Source organism: Polyangium sp. 6x1, assembly GCF_029946515.1.
GTDB lineage: Bacteria > Myxococcota_A > Polyangia > Polyangiales > Polyangiaceae > Polyangium.
The window spans coordinates 14,160-37,353 of record NZ_JARZHH010000049.1; the positions used below are offsets into that span (position 1 = coordinate 14,160).

Below are 23,194 nucleotides of genomic sequence, written 5' to 3' on the forward strand. Positions count from 1 at the left end.
GTCCGGGCCTTTGGGCGGATAGCCCCCGCGGGGTCCGGGGCAGCGCCCCGGCGCCGCCTAACCCACCAAGAATTCGAGCGAGAACTCCTCCAGCGCGACGCCGAGGAAGCGGCGCGGGCGGATCGTGACGGCGACGGCGGTGCCGTCCGAGGTCGCGTGTGCGTTCACCACGATCTCCACGCTGCCGGGCTTGGCGTCCTCGAAGAGCGCCCAGAGCGAGCGATCCACGAGCGATTTCGCCTCGGAGGGCGCGACGTTCCCGGGCAAACGGCCGGCGATGACGCGCAGGAACTGGACGACCCGGGCCACGAAGAGCTGATCGACCAAGGAGACCCGTTCGAGCCGCGCCTCGGGCTCCGTGGAGGCGCTGTCGTACGTGCGCTTGGGCGGCGGCACGTACGACGTCGGGGCGGCGAGCACGTAGATCGAGTCGCTGTTCGGGGCCGAAGCGAGCAGGAGCACGCCCGCCTTCGAGAGCTCGCGCTGCGAGTCTGTCGAGACGAACGCCTGCGTCGGGATCGCCACGACCTCGGCGTCGTCGACTTGCCCACGCACCTCGTGGATCGTCAGGTTTCCGAGCGTGCCGCCGCTGCGGGCGCCCACGACGCGGCATGGCCAGCGCGTCTCGCGGAAGCTCGTCGTGATGAGCGCGCCCACGCCGTAGGCCGGCGCGATCCAGACCATCGCGCCCTCGTCCGCCGGCTCCTCCTTGACCACCATCTCCCGCACGCGCGAGGTCGCCTTGTCGTACGCGGCGCGCGCCAGGATGCCGTTCATCGCCATCGTCACCCAGCGCATCGCGGGCTTCTGCGCCGTGGACTGCCAGCGCACCTGATCCGGCGTGGAGAACAGGGCGATCTTGTTGTCGAGCCGTTCGAGATCGGCGAGCCGATCCAGGCCGAGGAGCGCGTGCGAGGCGTTCACCACGACGGGCACGGTCTGCGCTTCCGCGACGCGGGCGATCTCTTCGAGCTGGGCGAGCGTCGCGGAGGTGCCGGTGATCGTGACGTCCACGATCGCGCAGGAGACGGGGGGCTCGCCGCCAGCGCTCTGACGGGCCGCGCGCTCGAGCGCCATCGCCGCGAGCTCGGGCCGCGCGCAGACGACATCGATCTTGAGGCCCTTCGTCCCCTTCGAGCGATCGACGAAGAGCTGGAGGCCACGCCAGGCCTCCTCCAGGCGGCGCACCTCGGGGTGCTGGAGGATCGCGCCGAGCTGCGCGCCGATGGCCTTCTCGACGCGCTGGATGGCCTCCTGCGGGCTGAAGCGGGCCGAGCTCGACTTGCCGGCGTTCGCGACGGCCGAAATGAGCGCGCCGAAGCGGGCGTCGGCGGCGGGGGCCTGCGGTCGCGAGGGCACGACGGGCGCGGGCGCGGACTCGGCGCGGCTCGGATCGGTCTCGACCATGTCGAGGATCGAGGCGACCGATGCCTCGGTCGCGGCCTGCGTGGGCGCGGAAAAACTCGCGGCGCGGGGCGCGCTGCCCGCCTCCGAGACGAGGCGGAGGACGTCACGCACGAAGGGCGAGGAGCTCCAGATCCGGTCGAGCTCGACGCGGGCCTGATCGCGATCGAGCGATCCGTCGCGGAGCTTCTCCAGCGTCAGCTTGCCGTCGAGGAGCGAGCGGAGGAGCGGGACCTCCGTGAGCAGCCCATCGGGCCGGAAGCTCTTGAGGCTGGTCGGCGCGAGATCGACGCGCGCGCGGTTGCCCTCGGCGAGCACGCTCGGCACCTCGATGGCGACGCGCGGGCGCAGGCGCGTGAAGAGGTCGTCGAACGCGAGCGGATCGACCCGCACCGCGAGCTCGGGCGCGCTGGCGCCGGCGTTGTGCTCGTCGCGTGGCAAGAGATCCGCGACCACGAGCACGCGGAGCGGCAGGAGCGGCCCCTCGGTCTGCTCCAGTTGCTCGGGGGCCTCGTCGCCCACGTTGAAGTTCATCCCACCCTTCATGAAACCCTTCGTTTCGGCGGCCATGGCCGAGGAGTGTAGGGGGGGAGCGCGCGCGGGAGAAGCGGCAATCGCGGCGTGTGAAATCACGGCCGCGCGGCTTTCTTTGACGTGGGCCGGGCCCTGCTAAGCTCGGCGCCCATGCGTGGCCCTGCGAACCCCGAGGCGGCCTCCACGACCTCTCCGCGGCGCGGATCGATCCGGCTCGGCCTGCTCGGGTGCGGCACCGTCGGCGGCGGCGTGCTCGAGCTCTGCGCGGCAAACGCGCGCTGGCTCGAAGGTCGGGTCGGCGCGCCGCTCGAAGTGCGCCGCGTGCTCGTGCGTGATCCCGGGAAAGAGCGCGTCGCGGCCTGTGATCCGCGCTGGATCACGACGCGCCCCGAGGACGTCGTCGACGACCCGGAGATCGACGTGGTCGTCGAGGTGATGGGCGGCGAGGGGGCCGCGCTCGAGCTCGTGGAGCGCGCGATCGCGGCGGGCAAGGGCGTCGTCACGGCGAACAAGCTGCTCTTGGCGAAGCACGGGCCGCGGCTCGTGGACCTCGCGATCGCGCGCGGGACCGATCTCGCGTTCGAGGGGGCCGTCGGCGGCGGCATCCCCATCATCCGCACCCTGCGCGAGGCGTTCGCGAGCGACTGGGTCGAGCGGCTCGCGGGCATCGTCAACGGCACCTGCAATTACGTGCTCGGGCGCATGCGCGAGGGCGGGCTCAGCCTCGACGAGGCGGTGCGCGAGGCCCAGGCGAAAGGCTACGCGGAGGCCGATCCCTCGCTCGATACAGGCGGCCACGACGCCGCGCACAAGCTCGCCGTGCTGGCGATGCTGGCGTTCGGCGCGAGGGTGCCGGCGAGCGCGCTGCACGTGGAGGGGATCGAGGGCATCGAGGAGCGAGATCACCGCTACGCCGAGCGCTTCGGCTACGTGATCAAGCACCTCGCGATCGGCCGCGATTTCGGCGACGCGATCGAGCTCCGCGTGCACCCGACGCTCATCCCGAAGACGAGCGTGCTCGCGAACGTATCGGGCGTGCTGAACGCGATCCTGCTCGAAGGCCGCGCGCTCGGCCCGTGCATGCTCTACGGCCGCGGCGCCGGGGATCTGCCGACGGCCGTGAGCGTAGTGAGCGACATCCTCGACGTGGGGCGCTCGATCGTGGCCGGCGCATCGGGGCTGCTCACGCGGGGCATCGCGATGGAGCCGCGCCCGGTGAAACCACAGGCGGACGTCGAGACGCGGTATTACCTGCGTCTCTCGGCGCCGGAGCGGCCCGGGCTGATGGCGCGGATCGCAGGCGGGCTCGGGGAGCGCGGCGTGAGCCTGGAGCAGATGGTGCAATCCGAGCGCCCCGCGTCGCCGGGCGATCCCGTGGACATCGTGGTGATCACGCACGTGGCGCGAGAAGGAAACGTGACCGCCGCACTCGAACGAATGCACGGGGAGGGTCTCTTCGCCGCGCCGCCGCGCCTCTATCGCATCGAGGTCTCGTGACGGGCTCGCACCTCGATCCCGACGCCCCGCTCGGCGTCTTCGACTCCGGCCTCGGCGGCTTGACCGTCGTACGCGCGCTCCGGGCGCGGTGCCCCGGGGAGGACATCGTCTACCTCGGCGACACAGCGCGCGTGCCCTACGGAACGCGCTCCGCGGAGACCGTCGTGCGATACGCGCTCGGCTGCGCGCGCGTCCTCGTGAACCGCGGCGTAAAGGCGATCGTGGTCGCCTGCAACACCGTGAGCGCTGTCGCGCTCGACATGCTGCGCGTGGAGCTCGACCGCCCCGTGCTCGGCGTGATCGTGCCCGGCGCGCGCGCAGCCGTCGCAGCCGCAGAGGGCGGCGCAGTGGGCGTGCTCGGCACGACAGGGACAATCACCTCGGGCGCATATCCGCGCGCAGTCGCCTCGCTCTCGACGCGGACCGAGGTGTTCGGTCAACCCGCGCCGCTGCTCGTCTCGCTGGCAGAGGAAGGCTGGCTCGAAGGGGAAGTGCCGCGCCTCGTCTCCCAGCGTTACCTCGAGCCGCTGGTGCGCGCAGGCGCGCGCTGCGTGGTGCTCGGATGCACGCATTTCCCCCTGCTCCAGCAAGTCATCGAGGCCGAGGCCACCTCGCTCGCAGGCAGGCCGATCCCGATCGTGGACAGCGCATCCGCGACGGCAGACGACGTCTCGGCCTTCCTCACCGAGCGCGGGCAACGCACGACACGCACGGCGCGCGGCAAACTCGAGCTCTTCGTGACAGACCTCCCGAAGAGTTTTTCTACGGTCGCCGAGCGCTTCCTCGGCGAGCCGCTTGGTGACGTGCACCAGATCGATCTGTGACGGGGAGCGCCGGGGTTTCACCCCGGACCCGACCAGGGGTTGTCCACCCCTGGACCCGGACCAGGCGCGGCCTGGACCGAAGGTCGATGAACTGCGCGATGCGCAGTTCATCGAACGGGCCCGGTGGCCAGCCCGCTCGTGGTCTTGTCGGAAAAACCGCGCATTGCGCGGTTTTTCCGCCCCCGGTCCAGGCCGCGCTTGGTCCGGGGTGAAGGGGGCGGACAGCCCCCTTCTGGGGTGCGGGGCAAAGCCCCGCGCATCCCCTTCAGAACTGGTGAGCTTCGGTCGACTCGTTCAGCGCGAGTGTCGAGGCGAGGCCGCCCGAGACGACTTGCGCGACCTGATCGAAATAGCCCGTGCCCACTTCGCGCTGGTGGCGCGTTGCCGTGTAGCCGGCCTTTTCTGCGGCGAACTCGGCTTGCTGCAGCTCCGAGTAGGCGCTCATGCCGCGCACCTTGTACTCGCGGGCGAGCTCGTACATCCCGTGGTTCAGCGCGTGGAAGCCGGCCAGCGTGACGAACTGGAACTTGTAGCCCATGGCCCCGAGCTCGCGCTGGAACTTTGCGATCGTCAGATCGTCGAGGTTCTTCTTCCAGTTGAACGACGGCGAGCAGTTGTAGGCGAGCAGCTTGCCCGGGAATTTTGCGTGGACGCCCTCGGCGAATTTGCGCGCTTCTTCGATGTCCGGCTTGCTCGTCTCGCACCAGAGCATGTCTGCGTACGGCGCGTAGGCGAGCGCGCGCGCGATCGCGGCGTCGAGGCCGCCCTTGAACTGGAAGAAACCCTCGGGCGTGCGTTGCCCCGTGAGGAACGGGCGATCTCGTGGATCGACGTCGCTCGTCAGGAGCTTCGCGCTGTCGGCGTCCGTGCGGGCCACGAGGAGCGTCGGCACGCCCATCACGTCGGACGCGAGCCGCGCCGCCACGAGTGTCCGGACGAACTGGCTCGTCGGCACGAGCACCTTGCCGCCCATGTGGCCGCACTTCTTCTCCGACGCGAGCTGGTCCTCGAAGTGCACGCCTGCGGCGCCCGCCTCGATCATCCCCTTCATCAGCTCGAATGCGTTCAGCGGGCCGCCGAAGCCGGCCTCTGCGTCGGCCACGATCGGCGCGAGCCAGTGCCGCTCCCGTTTGCCCTCGGCGTGATCGATCTGGTCGGCGCGGAGCAGGGCCTGGTTGATCCGGCGCACCACGCTCGGGACGCTGTTTGCCGGGTAGAGGCTCTGATCCGGGTACATCTCGCCTGCGAGGTTCGCGTCGGCCGCGACTTGCCAGCCGCTCAGGTAGATCGCCTTCAGGCCCGCGCGCACTTGCTGCATCGCCTGGTTGCCCGTCATGGCGCCGAGCGCCGCCACGTAGTCCTCGGTGTGCAGGAGCTCCCAGAGCCGCTGCGCGCCGAGCTTCGCGAGCGTGTGCTCGATGTGGAACGAGCCGCGCAGGCGCTCCACGTCGGCCTCCGTGTAGGGGCGCACGATGCCTTGAAAGCGGTTCGGCACGAGGCCGTCTTCAGCGACGGCGGACGGTCGAATGGGAAGCGGATACGCGACGGACATGGCGACTCACTCCTTCAGCGGTTCATGCGGCGACGGGCGCCTTTTCGGTTTCCCCCGCCGACGTGGATGAAAGGGCGAGGAGACGTTCGTACGCGGGCAGCGTGAGGAACTCTTCGAGATCGTCCGAGGTGGTGAGCGTGGTGAAGAGCTCGCGGGCCTCCTCGAAGCGTCCGCGGGCGAACGCTTCGGGGCCGCGCTCCTCTGCGAGCTCTGCCATCGTCTCGTCGATCGTGCGGACGAGCCGCGCGCGATCGAGCGGCGTGCCCTCGACGGACACGCCGTGGTGCTGCCATTGCCAGACCTGCGCGCGACAGATCTCGGCCGTCGCGGCGTCCTCCATCAGATCGTAGAGCGGCACGCAGCCGACGCCGCGCAGCCATGCCTCGATGTAGAGCACGCCTACCTTGATGTTGTGCCGGAGGCCCGCCTCGGTGCGGGGGCCGTCGGGGACGCGCACGAGATCCTCGGCGTGGACGTCCACGTCCTCGCGCTTCACGTCGAGCTGGTTCGGTCCGTCCATGTGCGCGTCGAAGATCTGGCGCGCGATCGGCACGAGCCCCGGGTGGGCGACCCACGTCCCGTCGTGTCCTGCGTGGACTTCGCGGAGTTTGTCCGCTCGAACCTTGTCCAGGGCGGCGCGGCTGCGCGCCTCGTCGCCTTTGATCGGGATCTGCGCGGCCATTCCGCCCATCGCGTGGGCGCCGCGGCGGTGGCACGTCTTGACGACGAGGTCCGTGTAGGCCTTCAGGAACGGACGATCCATCGTGATGACGGCTCGGTCTGGCAGGATGAATGCCGGGTCTGCGCCGAGCTTTTTGATGAAGCTGAAGATGTAGTCCCAGCGGCCGCAGTTCAGCCCGGCCGAGTGTTCGCGCAGCTCGTGGAGGATCTCGTCCATCTCGAACGCAGCGGGCAGCGTCTCGACGAGCACGGTGGCGCGGATGGTGCCGGGCGGCAGATCGAGCTCGGCCTGCGCGCGCAGAAAGACGTCGTTCCAGAGGCGCGCTTCGAGGTGGCTCTCGAGCTTCGGCAGGTAGAAATAGGGGCGCTTTCCGCGCTCCACGAGGGCGCGGGCGTTGTGGAAGAAGTAAAAGCCGAAATCGAAGAGCGAGCCCGGAATGGGCCGGCCGTCCACGAGCACGTGGTTCTCCGGCAGGTGCAGGCCGCGCGGGCGAACGAAGAGGACGGCCGTGCGCTCGCCGAGCGTGTACGACTTGCCCGAGGTGGGATCGACGTAGCCGATCGAGCCCCGCACGGCGTCGGCGAGATTTTTTTGCCCTTCGACGAGGTTCGCGAATGTCGGCGACGTCGCGTCCTCGAAGTCGGCCATGAACACGTTCGCGCCGGAGTTCAGGGCATTGATGATCATCTTCCGGTCGACGGGGCCGGTGATCTCGACGCGTCGGTCCTGGATGTCGTCGGGGATGGCCGCGACGGACCAATCCGCGGCGCGCAGCTCGGCCGTCTCTTCGAGGAAATCGGGGCGCTCGCCGGCGAGGAAACGCGCGCGCCGCTCGGCTCGCCGGGCGAGGAGGGCGTCGATGCGCCCGCGAAACGCGCGCGTGAGGTCGACGACGAAGCGAAGCGCCTCGGGCGTGAGCACATCGCCCTGGGAGGGGGTTGTGGGGCCGAGGATAGCGACCTGCGAAGAGGTTCCGTGCATGGCTCAACGCTCCGCGTCCAACGCTGCGCGTCGTGACATACGAACTATTTGGTGTTCGCCGTCTGTCGTCAATGAACGAAACAAATTCAGGATGTTACGTATGTACGGCTCCAACGTTTTACTTGCAGTCACGGTTGTAAAGGTTGTAAACTCCCGCTCCGAGGTAACCGAGTAAACCTCAAGAGCTCCGCTGCTTTGCGCTATGGCCGAAAACACGATGCTGGGCGGAAAGGTGAGGGCACTGCGTCGACGCGAAAACATGACGCAAGGGCAACTCGCCGATCGGCTAGGGATCTCGCCGAGCTACCTCAACCTGATCGAGAACAACCGGCGCCCCCTCACAGCGCCCATGCTCATCAAGCTGGCGCAGCTCTTCGACCTCGACCTGTCCACGTTCGGGACAGGCGGCGACCTCTCGATCGTCTCGGATCTACGCGAAGCATTCGGCGATCCGCTCTTCGACAACCACAGCGTGACGACGAGCGATCTCAAAGAGCTCGCAGCGAGCTCTCCCGCCCTCGCGAAAGCCGTGATCGCGCTCTATCGCGCCTATCGCGATACCCGAGAATCCGCCGAAACGCTCTCCGAGCGGCTCGAAGGCGGCGAAGGCGTGGCCGGCGTGGAGCCCACACGATTGCCAACGGAGGAGGTCAGCGACCTGATCCAGCGGCACATGAACCACTTCCCCACACTCGAGGACGCCGCCGACGAAGTCCGCGCCCGCGGCAGGCTCGAATCCGACGACGTCTACCGTTCGCTCGTGCGTTACCTCGAAAAGGAGCACGGCGCCGAAGTACGCCTGCTGCACGTCGCCGACGAACGCAAGGCCATGCGTCGCTACGATCGCGAATCACGTCGCCTCAGTTTGTCCGAGCTCTTGCCCCCCCGCAGCCGCCGCTTCCAGCTCGCCCACCAGATCGGCCTGCTCTCGGCAAGCGAAGCGATCGACCGGCTGCTCGCCGACGAGAGCGGCCTCTCGACGGCCGAATCCCGCGCCCTCGCCCGCGTAGCACTCGCCAACTACTTCGCCGCCGCACTGCTCATGCCCTACGGCCCCTTCCACGAAGCCGCGCGCGCCGAACGATACGACATCGAGCTCCTGGCCCACCGCTTCGGCACGAGCTTCGAGCAAGTCTGCCACCGCTTGACCACCCTGCGCCGCCCCAGCGCCGAAGGCGTGCCCTTCCACTTTCTGCGCATCGACATCGCCGGCAACATCTCGAAGCGCTTCAGCGGCTCAGGCATCCGCTTCGCGCGCTTCAACGGAGCCTGTCCGCGCTGGGCCGTCCACACAGCATTCCTGACGCCAGGGATGATCCGCGTGCAACTCTCCCGCATGACCGACGGAACGAAGTACTTCTGCGTCGCAAGGACCGTGCGCAACGATCGCGGCGGCTACCACGCGCCACACTCGATGCTCTCCGTCAGCATCGGCTGCGAGGCCCGATTCGCGCGAGAGCTCGTCTACTCGGACGGCGTCGACGTGGAGAGCAACGAAGCACTCGTCCCCGTAGGCGTGACCTGCAGGCTCTGCGAGCACCACGACTGCGAGCAGCGCGTCTTCCCGCCCATGCAGCACCCACTCCGGATCGACGAGAACATGCGCGGCGTGAGCTTCTTCGGGCCCACGCCGAAGCGGTGAGAGCGTAGCGCCGGGGTTTCACCCCGGACCCGACCAGGGGTTGTCCACCCCTGGACCCGGACCAGGGCCAGCCCTGGACCTTTGGTGCATCGACCGCGATGCGGTCGATGCAAAGGCGATCAGATGCCCACGATCGCGGAGAGCGCTTTTTCGAGGTCGGACATGCGCGTCTTGGCGCGTCCCTCGGCCGCGGAGACGGCCTCGCCCGGCGTGATCGGCTCGCGGATGTCGAAGTAGAATTTGATCTTCGGCTCGGTCCCGCTCGGCCGCGCAATGATGCGGCTGCCACCCTCGAGATCCAGCGCAATCATGTTGCTCTTCGGGAGCGAGAGCGCCTCGGTACGGCCGTCCGGAAGCGTGCGGACCTGCGCCTGGAAGTCGGAGAGCGCAAGCACGGCGAGCGCACCGACGTGCGAAGGCCGCGACGCGCGCAGCCGATCCATCGCAGCCTGGATCTGCGCGAGCCCCTCGGTGCCAGGCAAGGTCACCGAGCGCTGGCCGCTCGCGTAGAGGCCATACCGGCGCGAGAGCGCTTCGAGCTCGTCGAGCAAGCTCTTGCCGCCGGCCTGGATGACGCTCGCAAGCTCAGCGAAGAGGAGCGCCGCGCCGATGCCATCCTTGTCACGCACGAGCGTGCCCACCGTGTACCCGAGCGCCTCCTCGTACCCGAAGACGAACACAGCGCCCTCCGCGCGCTCGAGCTCCATCGCGCGATTCGCGATCCACTTGAACCCGGTCAGCGTCTCCTCGTAACGGACCCCGTGCGCGCGCGCGATCGCGCCGAGCATGGGCGACGAGACGATCGACGCAATCACGAGCTTTCTTTGGGCATCCTCGACGGGAGCATCCTCCGTCAGGCAGGCCGGCGTGTGCGTGAGCAAGTAATGGCCGAGCAGTGTGCCGACCTGGTTGCCCGTGAGCTGCAAGTACCCGCCCTCGGGCCGGCGCACGGCAACGGCGAGCCGATCGACGTCGGGATCGTTCGCGAGGATGATCGTCGCGCCCTCGCGCTCACCAAGCGCAAAGGACAGATCCATCGCCCCCTTCTCCTCGGGGTTCGGAAAAGCCACGGTCGGGAACGCGCCGTCCGGCTCCGCCTGCTCGGGCACGGTTTTGACCCGGCCAAACCCCGCCGCCGCGAGCGCCGCCCGCACGAGCCGGTTCCCCACGCCATGCAGCGGCGTGTACACGATCGAGAGCGAACGATCGCCGTCCCCCCGCACCGAGAGCGCCGCGATCGCGGCGAGGTATCGGTCGTCGAGATCGTTTGGGAACGAACGAACGAGCCCCTTCGCCTGCGCTGCATCGAGGTCCATGCGGGGCACGTCCTTCGCCGCCGGCGAGGCGTCGATCGCAGCCGCGATGCCCTTGTCGTGCGGCGGGATGATCTGCGCGCCGTTGCCCCAGTAGACCTTGTAGCCGTTGTACTCGGGCGGGTTGTGGCTCGCCGTGATCATCACGCCCGCGACCGCGTCGAGCTCCTTCACCGCGTACGCCGCGACGGGCGTAGGGCAGGGGATCGGCGAGAGGATCGCCGGGATGCCGGCCGCGGCGAAGGCGCAGGCCGTGTCCTCGGCGAACTCACGGCTCATCCGCCGGCCGTCGTACCCGATCACGACCCCACGCGCGCGCGCAGCGGCCTCGTCCGTCACGAGGAGGTACCGCGCGAGACCAGCCGTCGTCCGCAGGACGACCGCGCGGTTCATGCGGGTCTCGCCCGCGCCGAGGACGCCTCGCAGCCCCGCCGTGCCGAACTCGAGCGGGCCCGCGAAGCGCTCGCCGAGGTCCCGCAACGAGCTCGCCTTCTGCGCCGGATCTTCGGCGGAAGAAGCGAGCTCGACGAGGCGGGTGAGCTCTTTGCGGGTCTCGGGATCGGGGTCGGCTTCGACCCAGCGTTGGGCGCGCGCGAGGAGGTCGGTCATCGTGAGGAGAGTTGTATCACCGCTTCTCTTTCGCGAGCGCCTCCGCGAAGAGCGTGTCGTACCGTCCGCCCACGAAATTCTCCGACGCGAGAACCTGGCGCAGGAACGACAGGTTCGTCCCCGCCGGTCCAAGAGGACCCACGAGCTCGAGCGTCGTCCCGGCGAGCGCCTCGTCGAGTCGAGCGATCGCCTCGGCCCGGCTGCGGCCAGACGCGACGATCTTGGCGATCATCGGATCGTAGAACGGCGTGACCTCCGAACCCTCCTCGACCCCGGTCTCGATCCGCAGATCCCCGCCCGCCGGCGCCCAGACGAGCTTCTCGATGCGGCCCGGCTGCGGGGCAAATTTCTTCGCGGGATCCTCGGCGTAGACGCGCGCCTCGATCGCGTGCCCTCGCCCCTCGGCCGCGAGCACCTCGGGCGCGAGGCGCTCGCCGGCGGCGACGCGGATCTGCTGCTCCACGAGGTCGATCCCCCACACCATCTCGGTCACGCAGTGCTCGACCTGGAGACGCGCGTTGACCTCGAGGAAGAAGATCTCGCCGTCGCCCGAAGCGACGAACTCGACCGTGCCGGCGCCGATGTACCCGACGCTCTGCACGATCCGCTTGGCCTGCTCGAAGAGGTCCCTTCGCTTGGCCTCACCGGCTTCGCCCTGGAAAAACGGGGCCGGCGAGGGCGTCTCCTCCACGATCTTCTGGTGCCGGCGCTGCACGCTGCACTCGCGCTCGCCGAGCGCGACCACGTTGCCATGCGTGTCGGCCAGGATCTGCACCTCGATGTGCTTGGGCGCGCGCATGTACCGCTCGAGGTAGACGCGCGCGTCGCCGAACGCGCTCTTGCCGCGATCCGAGCAAGCCGTGAGGGCACGCGGTAATTTTCCGATGTCCTCGACGATCTGCATGCCGATGCCGCCGCCGCCGCCCGCGGCCTTCACGAGGATCGGCAGGCCGATGCGCTCGGCCTCGCGTGTGGCGAGCTCGACGTCGTCCGCGCGGATGGGCCCGTCCGTGCCGGGGGGCGGCGAGACGCCCACGCGCTTGGCCACCTCGCGCGCCTTGATCTTGTCGCCGAAGGCGTCGAGCGCCTCGGGGCGCGGGCCGATGAAGACGATGCCGGCGTCGTTCACCGCGCGGCAGAAGGCTTCTTTCTCGCTGAGCAGCCCATAACCGGGGTGGATCGCGCGCGCGCCGGTCTGCTTGGCGGCGGCGAGGACCGCATCGATCGAGAGGTAGCTGTCCTTGACGGGCGGCGGACCGATCCGCACGGCCTCGTCGGCCATGCGGACATGCGGGGCGTTCGCGTCGGCGTCCGAGTAGACGGCGACGACGGGAATCCCGAGGCGCTTGCAGGTGCGGGCGACGCGGCAGGCGATCTCGCCGCGGTTGGCGATGAGGATCTTTTCGAACACGGTCCCAGCGATGTGCGCGCGCGGTCGCGGGACGTCAAGAGCGGGCGAGCGCGATCAGCGACTCACGACGTGGACTTCCTGAATCCTTTGACCTTTGGTTTCGCGCCGAGCAACACGAGCTGCCCGCACGCGGCCGAGACATCGTCCCCGCGCCTTCGCCGGATGAAACACGAGTACCCCATGCCGACGAGCGTCTGCTGGAACGCGAAGACGCGCGTCATATCGGGCGGACCGAGCGTCGAGGCCTCGATGGGGTTCATGGGGATCAGGTTGATCTTCACGGGCATGCCGCGCAGCAGCCGCGCGAGTTTCCTCGCCTCGTCGACATCGTCGTTCTTGCCCGAGACGAGCGTGTACTCGATGGTGATGCGCCGGCGCCGCTGCATCGGGTAGGCCTTGAGCGCCGCAAGCAGCTCCGCGATCGGGTACTTCTTGTTGATCGGCATGAGCGCCGAGCGGCTCTCGTCGTCGGCCGCGTGCAGCGAGATGGCGAGCGCGATCTGCCCGTTGAAATCACGCCCGAGCCGCTCGATCTCGGGGACGAGGCCCGAGGTCGAGACCGTCACGCGGCGCGTGGACAGCGCGATCCCGTCGGGGTGCGTGAGCAGGCGCAGCGCGCGGGCCGTGCCGTCGTAATTGTGCAGCGGCTCGCCCATGCCCATGAACACGACGTTCCGCAGCGCCTCGCCCTCGTCGAGCAGCGCGCGCCCGAGCAGGACCTGCGCGACGATCTCCTCCGGCCCGAGGTGCCGCTTCCACCCGGCCACGCCGCTCGCGCAGAACACGCACCCCATCGCGCAGCCGACCTGCGTGGAGATGCACTGGGTCACGCGGATCTTCCCGCGGAAGGCCTCCTCCACGGGCTCGTCGTCCTCGTCCTCGTCATCGTCCGCGACGGCCGCGTCGGCGTCCATCTCGGGATCCGGGCGCGCGCCGGGGCCGCTCACCGCAGGCAGAAGGACGGTCTCGATCGTGGCGCCGTCCTTCAAGCGAACGACGAGCTTGCGCGTGCCGTCGGCCGAGCGGTGGACGTGCACGATCTCGGCGATCGAGCCGAGCCCTTCCTCGGCGAGGGAGGCGCGCAGGCGCGCGGACACGTTGGTCATCGCCGCGGGATCGACGACGCCGTGGCGGTGGATCCAGTTGAAGATCTGCTTGGCCGCGAAGGCCCGCTCGCCGCGCGAGGCGAGCGTGTCGCGCCACTCTTCGGGGAGACGCGCGATGGGATGGACGGAGGCAGCGGGCTTCACGATGGCGTCGTGGTTAGTGCGCACGAGACGGAGCGGCAAGGGAACGAACAAGAGTTGCCGCAAAGACAGGGTGGATCCGTCGAGATCCGCCGGGAAACGGCCGAGACGGACCCTGCGGCCCGTTTGCTTTACGGGTGATGAAATCTGTCGTAGTGTCGAAGAATTCCGCAATAGGACGGACCTAGGGAGTAACCCATGGGTGTGAGCTTTTCCCAGGCAGCGCGGCGAGTGGCGACGAAGTACGTCGATGGCTCGTCCCTCGACGCCGCTGTGGAGGTACTGGGAGCGCGTGCCGACAAGGACGTCGAATCGCTGGATTCCGAGGGCAAGGCGAGCCTGATCAGCTTCCTCGTGCGCAACCTCCGCGAGCTCAGCGTGGAAGAGGCCACCGAGCTCGAGCGCAAGCTGCTCCGCGAGATGGGCGCGGTGCCGAAGCCGATGAAGACGGTCGTCGTGAAGGACGACATCTCGGTGATCACGCTGCGCAACTACGTCCGCTACCTCTGCGTCTACCTCGGGATGGAGTGGAACCGAGGCATGCTCCTCCAGTCGGCCGTCTCGGATCTCGCCCGCTTCGCGCTCACGCGCGGCGCCGGGACGTTCGAGATCTCCGCGGCGCGCGAGAAGGTGAGCTTCCGCGTTCACATCGACGGGCAGGTCGCGATCGGCGGCGCGTGGCTCTCCACGTCGAACGAGCCGCTGCTCGCCGGCGTGCGCAACCTCGCGCGAGGGCTCCGGAGCACGTCGGGCGCGCAAGGATCGCAGCTCGAGTTCGACGTCGAGTGGGCGGCCGCGGTCGCCTGATCGTCGGGCTCGTCTCGCGTATCTCGCGAACAAGGGGAAGAGAAGAACGTCATGGGATTCGTGCTGGACTTGTTCGCGCTTCCGCGGGCCGAGCGCTCGCGGACGCGCAGGCTTCGTAACGCGTTTTTCAGCGCATACCTCGAGAAGAACCCCGACGCGCAGCGCGTCGAGGTCGACATCGTGCGGGACGCGGAGAAGCTGCCGGCCTGGGACGAGTGGGACGTCCAGACCAAGTTCGAGATGCTCTACGGCGAGGGCAACCTCGACGAGGAGATGGCCGCGCGCTGGAACGCGCTCAGCCGGTGGACCGATCAGCTCCACCAAGCGAACCTGATCGTGCTCTCCACGCCCATGTGGAACCTCTCGATCCCGTGGCAGCTCAAGCGCTGGATCGACGCGGTCGTGCAGGCGCGCCTCACGTTCGAGGTGCAGAAGGGCGAGTTCAAGGGCCTGCTCGGCGGGCGCCCCGTCGTCCTGCTCGTCTCGCGCGACGGCGCGTATCCGCCGGGATCGCCGTTCGCTTCGTGGGACTTTCAGGTGCCGTACCTGAAGACGATCCTCGGGCTCATGGGCCTCGGCCCGTTCCACGAGATCATCGCCGAGCCCATGGGCCTCATGGGTCCGCAGGTCGCGAAAGAGGCGCTCGACGCGGCCGTGGTTCGCGCCGCCGATCTCGCCAAGACGCTCTAGTCCCTATCAAAGCGGCATCGAGGCGATGTCCTTCGGCGCCCGCTTCACCCGCTCGAAGCTCTGCGTGCTGAAGTAGACGTGCGTCGCGTCCACCGCGACGTAACACGGCCGATCTTGCCCGCTCGCGAGGGCCAAGGGCTCACCGCCCGCGAGGCGCTGCTTCAGGATACGCCCGCTTCTGCTCGCGTTGGTCCCGTCGACTTCGCCCGGATCCGACCAGTAGACCGCCTCGCCGTCGATCGCCATCGAGCACATGCGCGTCTCGGCCACCGCGACGTCGAACGCAAATCCGCCTTTGACGGGGGCCTTTCGCACGACGGCGCGCGTGCCCAGGGCATCCTTCGAGGAGATCCAGTACACGTCGCTGCCGACGATGGTGACGCGTTTGACCTGATCCTGGCCGGAGGAGATGACCTCGATTTTGCCGCCGCCGATCGGCATCCGCACGACCTCGCCCTGCTTGTTCACGTCGCGCCGCGCCCAGTACACGTGCGTCGCGTCCACTGCGATCCCGGAAGGCTCGCGCTCGCCCGCCGCGAGCACCGTGTGCGCCCCGCCCGCGAGCGGCGCGCGCGCCACGAAGCCGTCGATGTAGTCACGCTCCACGCTGCCCCCGTCGACCCAGTACGCGTGCGTCGCGGAGACCGCCACCGCGCTCGGCATCACGATCCTCGACGCGAGCACGCGCGGCGCGCCCGATCCGTCGAGCGGGAAGGCCGTGATCGTGCCTTGCCCGTCGGTCATGAGGCCGCCCGCGTCCGCGACGACGAGCACGTCCTTGCCGAGCGCGACGTCGAGCGGCATGCGCCCCGATCCGAGCGTGGTCTCCGCGTCGCCCGTGACGGCAGCGGCGAGGATCCGCTGCCCGAGGAGCGACTCGCCGAAGTAGACGCGTCTCCCGTCGGTCGCGAGGCCCGCGATGAGCGCCTTGCCCCGCGACACCACGAGGTCCCCGGGCTGCGCCGGCGCGCGGCTGCCGAGCATGCCCCGATCCTGGATCGACGGGCGCTCGAAGGGCGGGTTCGTCGGTCCAAACGCGCCCACGTTGGGGCGCTCGTCCGTGTCGCAGCGGGAGTAGAAAAACGCGGCCTGGGCGGCGACGACGACGGCGAGGACGGCCCAGCGCCACGAGCGCGCCGGCGCGGGCGGAGGGGGTTGCGAGGCGTTCACGCGCGGCATGGTAGCCGGCCTCGGGCGCGCGTGGGCAGGAGAGGAGGACGGCCGGCGTGGGCCCTCCGTGCTACGGGTTCGTCATGGCCAGGCCTTTTGACCCCGTCGTCGTGCCTCCGCTCGAAGAGCAGCGCGGCCAGACCTTTCCTCGCCTCGTCGAGCTCATGCAACGCCTGCTCGCGCCGGACGGCTGCCCCTGGGACAGAAAGCAGTCGTTCGAGACGCTGCGAAAGTACGTGCTCGAAGAGGCGTGCGAGGTCATCGACGCGATCGACGCGGGCGACCGAAAGGAGCTCCGCGGCGAGCTCGGGGATCTGCTCTTGCAGGTCGTCTTTCAAGCGGAGCTCGGGCGCGCGGAGGGGGCGTTTGGCCCCGACGACGTGGTCGCCGCGATCTGCGAGAAGCTCGTGCGGCGGCACCCGCACGTCTTCGCGGACATGACGGTCCAGGGCGCGGACGAAGTGCTCCGCAACTGGGAGCTCATCAAGGCGAAGGAGCGCGCGGGCAAGCCCGAGCAGGGGATCCTCTCGGGCGTGCCGCGCAGCTTGCCGGCGCTCGTGCGGGCGCAGCGCATCGGCGAGAAGGTCGCGCGCGTGGGCTTCGACTGGCCGGACGTCGCGGGATCGCGGGCCAAGGTGGCCGAGGAGATCCGCGAGCTCGACGAGGCGATCGCGTCGGGCGACGCGGGGGCGATCGAGGCGGAGCTCGGCGACGCGCTCTTCGCGCTGGTGAACCTCGCGCGGCACGTGAACGTGGATGCCGAGAGCGCGCTGCGCCGCACGATCGACAAGTTCACGCGCCGCTTCGACCACGTCGAATCCCGCGTGCGCGAGCGCCACGGCGGCTGGCCCGATCCGGGCGGGGAGGATCACCTCACGCTCGAGGAGCTCGACGTCTACTGGGAGGAGTCGAAGAAATCGGGTAGGTAAAGCGCATGTCCGAACAGGTCCTTTTGGTCGAGCACGAAGGCCCCGTCGCCGTCGTCACGTTGAACAGGCCCCGGGCGAAGAACGCGCTCGACAACGAGCTGCTCGGCGCGCTTCTCGAGACGCTGCCTCGGCTCGGCGCGGACGCGTCGGTGCGCGCGGTGGTGCTGACGGGCGCGGGCGGCGCGTTCTGCGCGGGCGCGGATCTCAAGAACGCGATGGGCAGCCTGCAGGCCGCGGGCGGCTTCGACGCGATCATGGAGCGTTACCACGGGATCATCCGCGCGATCGTGAACGCGCCGAAGCCGTTCGTCGCGATGGTCGAGGGCCCGGCTGTGGGCTTCGGCTGCGATCTCGCGCTCGCGTGTGATCTCCGGATGCTCGGCCAGGATGCCTATCTGGAAGAGCGCTTCGTGAAGATCGGGCTCATGCCGGATGGCGGCGGGTCGTTCTGGCTCCCGCGCCTCGTCGGCCTCGGGCGCGCGATGGAGATCATGCTGACGGGCGATCGCATCTTGGCCGATCAGGCCTTCTCGCTCGGCCTCGCGAATCGCGTCCTGCCTTCGACCGAGCTCCGCGCGGAGACGATGAAGCTCGCCGCGCGCCTCGCGAAGGGCCCGCCGCTCGCATATGCCGAGATCAAGAGCGCGGTCCGGAAGAGCCTCGGCAGCACCATCGACGAGGCGCTCGATCGCGAGAAGGCCGGGCAGGTGAAGCTCTTGCAGTCGGCCGACTGCATGGAGGGCGTGCTCGCCTGGATGGAGAAGCGCGAGCCTTCGTTTCAGGGCAAATGATCGAGTCCGGGCGCGCCTGAGCGCCCGATCCTGCGCTCAGTAAAACCGCTGGCCGAGCTCCCGCACGTTGATCTCCGCGAACACGCCGTAGTGATCGGAGGGCGCGACGCCGTCCTTCATTTCGGTCATCACGACCTCGGCCGAGAGCGGCTTGCCGCGGCCCGTGCCGAGCTCGGGCCCGCGCACGAGGATGTAATCGATGCGGCGCGGAAACTCGTGCGTCAGCGCCGCATACGGGTTCTTCTCCGAGTCGAACGTGCAGCCCGGGAGCGTGCCGAGGTGCTCGAAGCAGTCGGTGAAGTGCACGCTCTTGCCCCCGAGCGACTGGAGCCCGAGCAAGAAGCGTATCTCGGTCGAGTGTGGCACCGCGTTGAAGTCGCCGACCAGCACGGCGGGAAGATCCGAGCTCATCGGGGCCTCGTGCATGACGTGCTCGGCGATGGTGACGACCTGGGCCTCGCGCGCCACGCCGTCGTGGAACTTCCAGTTGAGGTGCGTCACGAAAAACGGGAGCGAGCCCGCGGGCGTGCGGATCCGCGTGTAGAGGAGCGCGCGCCGCTCCTCGTCGCCGGCCGTGGGCAGCGGGAGCACCGAGCGCTTCTCGATCGGGAAGCGCGAGAGCACGGCGTTGCCGAAGTGCATGCCGTCGCCGAGATCGTGGGCCATGCCGAAGGCGGCGTCGTAGCCGAGGCCTTCGCGGATCTCGTCGGCCTGCGTGCGATCGTTGTAGAGGATGACCTCTTGCAGCCCGATGACGTCCGGCGAGAGGCGACGGATCCCCTCGCGGATGAGCTCGAGCCGCCGCTCCCAGGGACCCTTTTTGTTCCAGATGTTGAGCGTGAGGACGCGCAGCCGTTCCATGCTCCTCTCGGGCTACGCCACGATGGGGGCTCAGGCGAGCGGCCGAGGAGGCGTCGCGCGGCTTAATTTTTTCGGACTCCGAGCGCGCGCGCGGCCGCGGCGTCCGCGGCCGACCGAGACGTGCGCGCCGAGCCGTGGTAGCAAGGAGCTCCGAACGGGGTTTGGGGCGTAGCTCGGCTCGTCCGAGCGCAGCCCCAAGCGTTGAACGCAAAGGACGGAGGCGATGATGCGTGTCGTGACCCTGGGAGCCCTGGCTTTCTTGGCGCTTTTCTCGTCGCTCGGGTGTTCGAGCAAGATGGACCCGAAGGAGTGCGACAAGATCCGCGGCGAGGCCTTCGATCTCCTCAACAAGGCCCAGCACTGCAACGCCGACGCCGACTGCAAGCAGAGCGACTGGCCCGGCTGCGCGAAGCCCGTGAGCGGTCACACGCTCGATACGATCAAGCCGATGGCCGAGAACTACAAGAAGGGCCAGTGCGAGGAGCCCACGGTCAAGTGCGACACGCCGCCCGAGAGCTACTGCAAGCAGGGCCTCTGCGTGCACCGCCACAAGGGCACGCCCGAAGGCGCGGGCGCGCCGGCCGGCGACATCATCATCAAGTGACGAAACGGTAGGATCGCGGGATGGAAGCGAGCTCGTTCTACGCAGGCAAGCGCGTGGTCGTGACCGGCGCGGGAGGCTTCATCGGCAGCCACCTCGTCGAGGCCCTCGTGCGCGAGGGCGCGAACGTGCGCGCGCTCGTCCGCTACACGTCGAGCTCGCAGCGCGGCCACCTCGATCGCGTCCCCGCGACCGCGCTCGCGAACGTGGAGGTCGTCCTCGGCAACGTCGAGGACGCCGCCTGCGTGCGCAAGCTCGTGCGAGGCGCGGACGTGGTCTTCCACCTCGCCGCGCTGATCGGGATCCCCTACTCGTACGTGGCCCCGCATCAGTACGTCGCGACGAACGTGTCGGGCACGCTGAACGTGCTCGAAGCGGTCCGCGAGCACGGCGCCCGCATGGTGCACACGTCGACGAGCGAGACGTACGGATCGGCGCGGTATGCGCCGATCGACGAGGCGCATCCGCTCACGGGGCAGTCGCCGTACTCGGCCACGAAGATCGCCGCGGACAAGCTCGCCGAGAGTTATTTCCTCTCGTTCGGCACGCCCGTCGCCACGATCCGCCCCTTCAACACGTACGGCCCGCGCCAGTCGTCGCGCGCGTTCATCCCGAGCGTGATGAAGCAGCTCGCGGCCGGCCGCGACGTCGTGCGCGTGGGCAGCACGCGGCCGAAGCGCGACCTCAACTTCGTCGAGGACACCGTGGCGGGCTTCCTCGCGGTCGGCGCGAGTGATCGGGCCCTCGGGCAGGTGATCAACGTGGGCAGCGGCCGCACGATCTCCATGGGCGAGCTCGCCGAGCTCATCTTCACGATCTCGGGCAAACCGGCGCGCCTCGAGACGGACGAGACGCGCGTGCGGCCCGACGCGAGCGAGGTCGAGCTCCTGCTCGCCGATGGCCGCAAGGCCAAGGAGCTGGTCGGATACGAGCCGCGCGTGACCCTCGAAGAAGGGCTCCAGAAGACCTGGGCGTACGTCCTCGAGCGCATCGCCGACTATCGTCCGGACGAGTACGCGATCTGATCGGATCCGAGCATGTGGAAGATTCCTCTCTGCGACCTTCATTTCGGCCCTGAAGAGGCCCAAGCCGCCGCCGACGTCGTGGCCTCCGGCTGGCTCACGATGGGCGAGCGCACGCAGGCCTTCGAGCGCGCGCTCGGCGAGGCGTTCGGCACGACCGGTGTGCTCGCCATGACGAACTGCACGGCGGCGCTGCACCTCGCCTACCTCGCCGTGGGCGTGGGCCCCGGCGACGAGGTGATCTGCCCGAGCCTCACGTTCGTGGCGACGGCGAACGCCGCGCTCACGACGGGCGCGGACGTCGTGCTCGCCGACATCACGGGGCCGGACGATCTCACGATCGATCCCGCGGACGTCGAGCGCAAGATCACGAAGCGGACGAAGGCGATCACGGTCGTGCATTACGCCGGCTACCCGTGCGACATGGACGCGATCCTCGCGATCGCCGAGCGCCACGGCGTCGCCGTGATCGAGGACGCGGCGCACGCGCCGCTCGCGACCTGGAAGGGCCGCGCGCTCGGCACGATCGGCGACATCGGCTGCTACAGCTTCTTCTCGAACAAGAACCTCTCGACGGGCGAGGGCGGCGCGATCGCCGCGCGCACGGACGAGCTGCGTCAGCGCTGCAAGCTCCTGCGATCGCACGGGATGACCACGCTCACGCTCGATCGGCACAAGGGGCACGCGTTTTCCTACGACGTGGTCCTCGCGGGGCAGAACTACCGCATCGACGAGATCCGCAGCGCGATCGGCCTCGTGCAGCTCGGGCGCCTCGCGGAGGGCAACCGCATGCGCCGCGCCGTCGTGACGCGGTACCGCGAGCGCCTCGCCACGATCGGCCGCGTCCACGTCCCGTTCCGCGATTTCGAGGCGCGCGGGGTGGGGGAGAGCTCCTACCACATCATGCCCGTGCTCCTGCCCGAAGGCGCGCCGCGCGAGCCCGTGATGGCCGCGATGAAGGCGCGCGGGATCCAGACGAGCGTGCATTACACGCCGATCCACGCGTTCTCGTTCCATGGATCGACCGATCGCGTGCGTCGGGAGGGCCTCGCCCGCACGGACGCATTCGCGCCGCGCGAGCTCACGCTCCCGCTCTACCCGCGCATGACCGACGCGCAGGTCGACGAGGTGTGCGCGGCGCTCGACGCGTCGCTGCGCGACGTCTTTCCGGGATGAACCGCCTCGCGCGTCAGAACACGCCGAACGACTGATCTTCCTCGAAGCGGACCACGTAATGCGGCAGCCCCTTGGCGAGGCGGCCGAGCGTGGCCGTGAGCTGCCGCTCGCCGAGCGCCGTCATGCGCTCGTAGAGGCGCGCGCGATCCGCGCGGACGAGGCCCGTCGACTTCTGCATGGTCATGAAGGCGGCGATCTGGCGGCGCAGGAACGCGGTCACGTCGGGGTGCGCGACGAACATCTGCGTCGCGCCGCAAGCGGGGGACACGAGCGGTACGAGCGTGAAGGGATAGACCTCCTCCGCGAGGCGCACGCTCACCACCGCGCCCTCCTGGTGGCCGCCGCCGAGCACCACGAACTCGGCCTCGGTCGAGCCGCTCCAGCGCATCGTGTAATAGGCCCGGAGAAACGCGCGCACGAGATCCTGCCGCACGCCGTACGCCTCGCCGTTCTGGAACATCAGCCGGATGTGACCGCAGCCGATGTGATCGGGCACGATCAGGTGCTCCAGGATGAGCGCCTGCAAGTGCGCGGGCGGCCGGGCCATGTACTTGCGCCAGCCCGGGCCTTGCGTCTCGCGCGGCGGCAGCTCGTCCGCGAGGCGCGGATCGGCGCGCATGGCCAGGATCATCTTGTTCAGCGCGTGCGTGTCCGTGTGCAGGTAGAGGTGCCCGAACGTGTCGAGGTACCGCTCCAGGATCGCGCCCAGCGTGGCCTCGCCGATCGGCCGCCCCGTGACGAGCTCGGTCGCGGCGAGCGCGAGCAAGAGCTCTCCTGCGTCGCCGCCCGGCGTGCCCACGACGCCGTGATCGTCGCGGCCGTCGACGCACGAGATCTTCCCGTGCGTGAGGAACGCGCTCATCTTCACCCAGCGCACCGAGCGTGGATCCCCGACGTGGCCCTGGATCTCGGAGAGCGCGAGCTTTCGCGTCCCGCCATCGGCCGGGGGCACGTAGACACCGGGGCTCCAGGCGAGCGTCTCGATCGTACGCTTTCGAAAGGACGGGTCGCGCGTTACCGCGTAGCCCGCGTTCCTCCACGCGAGCATCCCGCCTTCCATCGAGGCGACGAACGTCATCCCGCGCGCTTCGAGCAGCTTCGCCGCCGTCGCCGAGCGGTCGCCGGATCGCGAGATCAGCACGACGAGCGCGTTCGGCGGCAGGACGTCCGCGACGCGCTCGATGTCCTTCGTCGCCACCCAGCGGACCCCCGGGACGTGCCCGAGCGGGCCTTCGAGCTCGGCTTCGTCGCGCACGTCGACGAGCTCGACGAGGCGGCCTTGCGACACGACGAACGAGGGCGGCAGCGTCGGCACGCCGCTCTCCGTTCGCCGGATCTCCGTCACCCAGTTCGTCCGGAGGAGCCGCACCGGCGGGGGCTCTGCTTGCGGCTGCGCGGGCGCTTCGGGCGTGCTCATGGGCGATCCATCGATCCTTCCTGGGCTGCCGTGC

At 69.2% G+C, this 23,194-nt stretch carries 19 protein-coding genes; 10 read left to right on the forward strand and 9 right to left on the reverse strand.

The window, feature by feature from the left end:
• Positions 1–57: 57 nt before the first annotated feature.
• A complete protein-coding gene (locus tag QHF85_RS34470; RefSeq protein ID WP_281331630.1) occupies positions 58–1,974 on the reverse strand; it encodes a type VI secretion system contractile sheath large subunit in 1,917 nt (638 codons plus the stop codon).
• A gap of 114 nt (positions 1,975–2,088) precedes the next feature.
• Here QHF85_RS34470 and QHF85_RS34475 point away from each other — a divergent pair, with 114 nt between their 5' ends.
• Both QHF85_RS34475 and murI read left to right on the forward strand, forming a co-directional pair.
• Entirely contained in the window at positions 2,089–3,435 is a 1,347-nt protein-coding gene (locus QHF85_RS34475) for a homoserine dehydrogenase (RefSeq protein ID WP_281331631.1), read from the forward strand.
• On the forward strand, positions 3,432–4,259 hold the full coding sequence (gene murI / locus QHF85_RS34480; protein WP_281331632.1) for a glutamate racemase: 828 nt from the start codon (positions 3,432–3,434) through the stop codon (positions 4,257–4,259). Before QHF85_RS34475 ends, murI begins: the two co-directional genes overlap by 4 nt.
• Positions 4,260–4,524: 265 nt before the next feature.
• Here murI and aceA read toward each other — a convergent pair whose 3' ends face one another.
• The gene (gene aceA, locus QHF85_RS34485) at positions 4,525–5,811 is read right to left on the reverse strand and encodes an isocitrate lyase (RefSeq protein ID WP_281331633.1); all 1,287 of its coding nucleotides are present in this window, start codon (positions 5,809–5,811) and stop codon (positions 4,525–4,527) included.
• Positions 5,812–5,833: 22 nt separating this feature from the next.
• Positions 5,834–7,474 (reverse strand): malate synthase A, encoded by a 1,641-nt coding sequence (aceB, locus tag QHF85_RS34490; protein ID WP_281331634.1) that lies wholly within the window; start codon positions 7,472–7,474, stop codon positions 5,834–5,836.
• A gap of 202 nt (positions 7,475–7,676) precedes the next feature.
• Here aceB and QHF85_RS34495 point away from each other — a divergent pair, with 202 nt between their 5' ends.
• On the forward strand, positions 7,677–9,116 hold the full coding sequence (locus QHF85_RS34495; RefSeq protein ID WP_348652783.1) for a short-chain fatty acyl-CoA regulator family protein: 1,440 nt from the start codon (positions 7,677–7,679) through the stop codon (positions 9,114–9,116).
• 119 nt (positions 9,117–9,235) lie between these two features.
• Here QHF85_RS34495 and QHF85_RS34500 read toward each other — a convergent pair whose 3' ends face one another.
• The 3 genes from QHF85_RS34500 to rlmN all read right to left on the reverse strand — a co-directional run bounded on the left by QHF85_RS34500 (position 9,236) and on the right by rlmN (position 13,699).
• Entirely contained in the window at positions 9,236–11,038 is a 1,803-nt protein-coding gene (locus QHF85_RS34500; RefSeq protein WP_281331635.1) for a phospho-sugar mutase, read from the reverse strand.
• Between the two features lie 16 nt (positions 11,039–11,054).
• Positions 11,055–12,449: a biotin carboxylase N-terminal domain-containing protein gene (locus QHF85_RS34505; protein ID WP_281331636.1), complete on the reverse strand. Its 1,395-nt coding sequence runs from the start codon at positions 12,447–12,449 to the stop codon at positions 11,055–11,057.
• A gap of 62 nt (positions 12,450–12,511) precedes the next feature.
• Complete coding sequence (gene rlmN / locus QHF85_RS34510) at positions 12,512–13,699, reverse strand: 23S rRNA (adenine(2503)-C(2))-methyltransferase RlmN (protein ID WP_281331637.1); 1,188 nt, start codon at positions 13,697–13,699, stop codon at positions 12,512–12,514.
• Between the two features lie 195 nt (positions 13,700–13,894).
• Between rlmN and QHF85_RS34515 the strand changes: the two genes are divergently transcribed.
• Both QHF85_RS34515 and QHF85_RS34520 read left to right on the forward strand, forming a co-directional pair.
• Positions 13,895–14,503 (forward strand): hypothetical protein, encoded by a 609-nt coding sequence (locus tag QHF85_RS34515; protein ID WP_281331638.1) that lies wholly within the window; start codon positions 13,895–13,897, stop codon positions 14,501–14,503.
• A 51-nt stretch (positions 14,504–14,554) separates the two neighbouring features.
• The gene (locus tag QHF85_RS34520; protein ID WP_281331639.1) at positions 14,555–15,193 is read left to right on the forward strand and encodes an NAD(P)H-dependent oxidoreductase; all 639 of its coding nucleotides are present in this window, start codon (positions 14,555–14,557) and stop codon (positions 15,191–15,193) included.
• A 6-nt stretch (positions 15,194–15,199) separates the two neighbouring features.
• Here the strand turns inward: QHF85_RS34520 and QHF85_RS34525 are convergent, their stop codons facing one another.
• Complete coding sequence (locus tag QHF85_RS34525; RefSeq protein ID WP_281331640.1) at positions 15,200–16,363, reverse strand: hypothetical protein; 1,164 nt, start codon at positions 16,361–16,363, stop codon at positions 15,200–15,202.
• A gap of 83 nt (positions 16,364–16,446) precedes the next feature.
• On the opposite strand from QHF85_RS34525, the gene mazG reads away from it, so the two are divergent.
• Both mazG and QHF85_RS34535 read left to right on the forward strand, forming a co-directional pair.
• The gene (mazG, locus tag QHF85_RS34530; RefSeq protein ID WP_281331641.1) at positions 16,447–17,292 is read left to right on the forward strand and encodes a nucleoside triphosphate pyrophosphohydrolase; all 846 of its coding nucleotides are present in this window, start codon (positions 16,447–16,449) and stop codon (positions 17,290–17,292) included.
• A gap of 5 nt (positions 17,293–17,297) precedes the next feature.
• Positions 17,298–18,083: an enoyl-CoA hydratase gene (locus tag QHF85_RS34535; RefSeq protein WP_281331642.1), complete on the forward strand. Its 786-nt coding sequence runs from the start codon at positions 17,298–17,300 to the stop codon at positions 18,081–18,083.
• Positions 18,084–18,119: 36 nt separating this feature from the next.
• Here the strand turns inward: QHF85_RS34535 and QHF85_RS34540 are convergent, their stop codons facing one another.
• On the reverse strand, positions 18,120–18,944 hold the full coding sequence (locus tag QHF85_RS34540; protein ID WP_281331643.1) for an endonuclease/exonuclease/phosphatase family protein: 825 nt from the start codon (positions 18,942–18,944) through the stop codon (positions 18,120–18,122).
• A 235-nt stretch (positions 18,945–19,179) separates the two neighbouring features.
• Here QHF85_RS34540 and QHF85_RS34545 point away from each other — a divergent pair, with 235 nt between their 5' ends.
• The 3 genes from QHF85_RS34545 to QHF85_RS34555 are packed head-to-tail and all read left to right on the forward strand — an operon-like array spanning position 19,180 to position 21,743.
• The gene (locus QHF85_RS34545; RefSeq protein ID WP_281331644.1) at positions 19,180–19,548 is read left to right on the forward strand and encodes a hypothetical protein; all 369 of its coding nucleotides are present in this window, start codon (positions 19,180–19,182) and stop codon (positions 19,546–19,548) included.
• Between the two features lie 20 nt (positions 19,549–19,568).
• Positions 19,569–20,570 carry a GDP-mannose 4,6-dehydratase gene (locus QHF85_RS34550; protein ID WP_281331645.1) on the forward strand — a complete coding sequence of 334 codons (1,002 nt, stop codon included), beginning with the start codon at positions 19,569–19,571 and terminating at the stop codon, positions 20,568–20,570.
• A 12-nt stretch (positions 20,571–20,582) separates the two neighbouring features.
• On the forward strand, positions 20,583–21,743 hold the full coding sequence (locus tag QHF85_RS34555) for a DegT/DnrJ/EryC1/StrS family aminotransferase (RefSeq protein ID WP_281331646.1): 1,161 nt from the start codon (positions 20,583–20,585) through the stop codon (positions 21,741–21,743).
• A gap of 13 nt (positions 21,744–21,756) precedes the next feature.
• On the opposite strand, the gene QHF85_RS34560 is transcribed toward QHF85_RS34555, so the two are convergent.
• Entirely contained in the window at positions 21,757–23,160 is a 1,404-nt protein-coding gene (locus tag QHF85_RS34560; RefSeq protein ID WP_281331647.1) for a rhodanese-like domain-containing protein, read from the reverse strand.
• Positions 23,161–23,194: the final 34 nt, after the last annotated feature.

Excerpts from the sequence above, each read along its gene's own strand:
- QHF85_RS34470 (WP_281331630.1), bottom strand. The coding sequence starts at position 1,974 with ATGGCCGCCGAAACGAAGGGTTTCATGAAGGGTGGGATGAACTTCAAC.
- QHF85_RS34475 (WP_281331631.1), top strand. The coding sequence starts at position 2,089 with ATGCGTGGCCCTGCGAACCCCGAGGCGGCCTCCACGACCTCTCCGCGG.
- aceA (WP_281331633.1), bottom strand. The coding sequence starts at position 5,811 with ATGTCCGTCGCGTATCCGCTTCCCATTCGACCGTCCGCCGTCGCTGAA.
- aceB (WP_281331634.1), bottom strand. The coding sequence starts at position 7,474 with ATGCACGGAACCTCTTCGCAGGTCGCTATCCTCGGCCCCACAACCCCC.
- QHF85_RS34495 (WP_348652783.1), top strand. The coding sequence starts at position 7,677 with ATGGCCGAAAACACGATGCTGGGCGGAAAGGTGAGGGCACTGCGTCGA.
- QHF85_RS34500 (WP_281331635.1), bottom strand. The coding sequence starts at position 11,038 with ATGACCGACCTCCTCGCGCGCGCCCAACGCTGGGTCGAAGCCGACCCC.
- QHF85_RS34515 (WP_281331638.1), top strand. The coding sequence starts at position 13,895 with ATGGGTGTGAGCTTTTCCCAGGCAGCGCGGCGAGTGGCGACGAAGTAC.
- QHF85_RS34520 (WP_281331639.1), top strand. The coding sequence starts at position 14,555 with ATGGGATTCGTGCTGGACTTGTTCGCGCTTCCGCGGGCCGAGCGCTCG.
- mazG (WP_281331641.1), top strand. The coding sequence starts at position 16,447 with ATGGCCAGGCCTTTTGACCCCGTCGTCGTGCCTCCGCTCGAAGAGCAG.
- QHF85_RS34535 (WP_281331642.1), top strand. The coding sequence starts at position 17,298 with ATGTCCGAACAGGTCCTTTTGGTCGAGCACGAAGGCCCCGTCGCCGTC.
- QHF85_RS34540 (WP_281331643.1), bottom strand. The coding sequence starts at position 18,944 with ATGGAACGGCTGCGCGTCCTCACGCTCAACATCTGGAACAAAAAGGGT.
- QHF85_RS34550 (WP_281331645.1), top strand. The coding sequence starts at position 19,569 with ATGGAAGCGAGCTCGTTCTACGCAGGCAAGCGCGTGGTCGTGACCGGC.
- QHF85_RS34555 (WP_281331646.1), top strand. The coding sequence starts at position 20,583 with ATGTGGAAGATTCCTCTCTGCGACCTTCATTTCGGCCCTGAAGAGGCC.
- QHF85_RS34560 (WP_281331647.1), bottom strand. The coding sequence starts at position 23,160 with ATGAGCACGCCCGAAGCGCCCGCGCAGCCGCAAGCAGAGCCCCCGCCG.